The sequence below is a fragment of the Streptomyces sp. W16 genome, assembly GCF_033194735.1.
Lineage (GTDB): Bacteria > Actinomycetota > Actinomycetes > Streptomycetales > Streptomycetaceae > Streptomyces.
In genome coordinates, this window is the sequence record NZ_JAWOAI010000916.1 from 1 (window position 1) to 2,267 (window position 2,267).

Annotated in this window: 3 protein-coding genes; 2 read left to right on the plus strand and 1 reads right to left on the minus strand. The window is 71.3% G+C overall.

What is annotated here, in order from left to right:
- Positions 1-744: NADase-type glycan-binding domain-containing protein (locus tag R6V09_RS51385; RefSeq protein ID WP_442810300.1), on the plus strand; the 744-nt coding region annotated here is incomplete at its 5' end.
- 15 nt (positions 745-759) lie between these two features.
- On the opposite strand, the gene R6V09_RS51390 is transcribed toward R6V09_RS51385, so the two are convergent.
- A complete protein-coding gene (locus tag R6V09_RS51390) occupies positions 760-1,218 on the minus strand; it encodes a cupin domain-containing protein (protein ID WP_317888288.1) in 459 nt (152 codons plus the stop codon).
- 159 nt (positions 1,219-1,377) lie between these two features.
- Here R6V09_RS51390 and R6V09_RS51395 point away from each other — a divergent pair, with 159 nt between their 5' ends.
- On the plus strand, positions 1,378-1,992 hold the full coding sequence (locus tag R6V09_RS51395; RefSeq protein WP_317888289.1) for a TetR/AcrR family transcriptional regulator: 615 nt from the start codon (positions 1,378-1,380) through the stop codon (positions 1,990-1,992).
- Positions 1,993-2,267 lie beyond the last annotated feature (275 nt).

Here is a 2,267-nt window from a genome sequence, read left to right on the forward strand (position 1 = left end):
GGAGTGCCCTGCCCCTGGTGCGCCACGGCCAACCGGCCCGACCGGCACTACTGCGCCCGCTGCGCGATGCCCATGGCCGGCGAGGAGCATGCCCCGGGCCGGCTGCCCTGGTGGCGGCGGCTGCTCACGTTCCGCAGCGGTGAGATCCCGTGGGCGGGGGACCGGCCCCGGCTGCGCCGCACCTTCGACCGGGTGCTGTCCTGGATCGGTGCCGCGATCGTCCTGACCCTGCTGATCGTGCTGGCCGTCAACATCCCGCGCGGTGTCCAGGCGGCCAAGGACCACTTCGCCAAGCGCGCCCCCGTCTCCCCGGACCGCGTCACCGCTTCCCGCTCCTTCCCGGGCCACAAGCCGGAGTTGGCCTTCGACAAGCTGAACAACACCTGGTGGGGGCCGGGTCTGTCGCAGTCCGGCGAGGGCCAGTGGCTGGAGGCCAGGTTCGACGAGCCGACGCGGCTGCTGGACGTGCTGATCACCCCGGGTGTCTCCACCCGCGCCGACCAGCTCGGCCAGTCGGCGCTTCCGCACCGTATCGAGGCCAGGATCACCACGGCCGACGGGAAGACGACCACCCGCGAACTCAACCTCGACCAGGGGGCCGGAGCCCAGCGCCGCTCCTTCCGGGTGGGCAAGGTCACCGCGGTCCGCTTCACCGTCGAGTCGGCCTACGGAGCCTCCGACAGCAAGCAAGTGGCCATCGCCGAGATCGAGTTCTTCGGCCCGTCGAACTCGGGCGGTTCCTGACGTACGGCGGCCGGCTCAGGCGAAGTCGGTCGCGGGGACCGTGGCGTAGTGGCTCATCATCTCGATCGTCGACTCGGCGTTGAACTCCCGGCCGCCGGCGATCATGTCCCGCAGGTCGCGGAAGTACTGCACGAACAGGTCGGGCGTGAAGGTGTTGATCATCACCGCGGGTTCGTCGCCGGGGTTGGCGAAGGTGTGCGGGGCGCCGGGCGGGATCATCGCGAGCGTGCCGGCCGGGGCGATGTGGACGGTCTCGCCGATGGTGAAGTGCACGGTGCCGGAGACGACGTAGAAGCCCTCGTCGTGCTGGCCGTGGCGGTGCTGCGGCGGGCCCTGGGTGTGCGGGGCGAGGGTGATCTCGCCTATGCCCAGGCGGTGGCCGGTGGTGCTGCCGTCCTCAAGGATGCGCATCGTGACCGGGCCCAGACGGATCCTCTCGCCGTCGTCCGGACCGACCACGGAAACCTCGTTCATTCTCGGACTCCCTCGTCTTCGCCGCGCGTTGTGCGCCCTCAGGACAGTAGGCTGCCGACTCTCGTCATGCAAGTGAACTCTCATGACGAGAGTCGGTCGTGATAAAGTGCGGAAGGGACGGACGGCAGCGACGAGCGAAAACGGGGATGTGACGCACCGATGGCGACAGCACAGACGGACACGGGCCGCAGCAATCAGAAGAAGCGCACCCGTACGGCGATCGTCGACGCGGCCCGGGTGCTGATCGGCGCGGGCAGCGAGGTGACGATGCCCGAGGTCGCCCGCGCCGCCCTGGTCTCCGAGGCCACCGCCTACCGGTACTTCCCCGACCTTCCGTCGCTGATCGGCGAGGCCCTGGCCGGTGTCTGGCCCGACCCGGCCGAGGCGCTCCAGCCGGTCGCCGACTCCCGCGATCCCGTCGAACGGGTCGCCTACGCCTGCGAGTTCCTGCTGCGCGGCATCCTGGCCCGCCAGGGCGGGGTGCGCGCCATGATGGCGGCGACCATCGTCCGCCCCGACGCGGAGAGCGTGCGACCCGGGATCCGTTTCGGCCTCATCGACCACGCCCTCGCACCCCTGGACGGCACCCTGGGCGTGTCCGACCCGGACGCGTTCACCCAGCTCAAGCGGGGCCTCGCGGTGGTCGTCGGCGCGGACGCCCTGTTCACCCTCACCGACCAGCTGGGGCTCACCCCCGACGAGGCCGTCGCCAGCGCCGTACGCACGGCGACGACCCTGACGGAGGCGGCGGTGCGCACGGCGGCGGTGGGCTAGGCCGTGTCCGCAAAGTCCCTCCCCCAGAGGGGGTGCCCCCAGCCCCGCGACGGCCGGCACGCTCCCCCACTGCCTCAAGGGCGTGGGAGGTGCCCCCACTCGACGCACCGGGCGAAAGCCCAAGTACGTCCAGTACGAGGGCTTCCGTCCGGCATGCCGAGAGCACGCACCGGACGCCGCGGGGCCCGCCATCCGGGCGGACGACGGGACTTTGCGGACACGACCTAGGACCCACGGCCCGGGACCTCTCAACTGTCCTGCTGTGTCCGGGCAGT

Bases quoted from the DNA above. Each gene is read 5' to 3' on its own strand.
- R6V09_RS51390 (WP_317888288.1), bottom strand. From the start codon at position 1,218: ATGAACGAGGTTTCCGTGGTCGGTCCGGACGACGGCGAGAGGATCCGT.
- R6V09_RS51395 (WP_317888289.1), top strand. From the start codon at position 1,378: ATGGCGACAGCACAGACGGACACGGGCCGCAGCAATCAGAAGAAGCGC.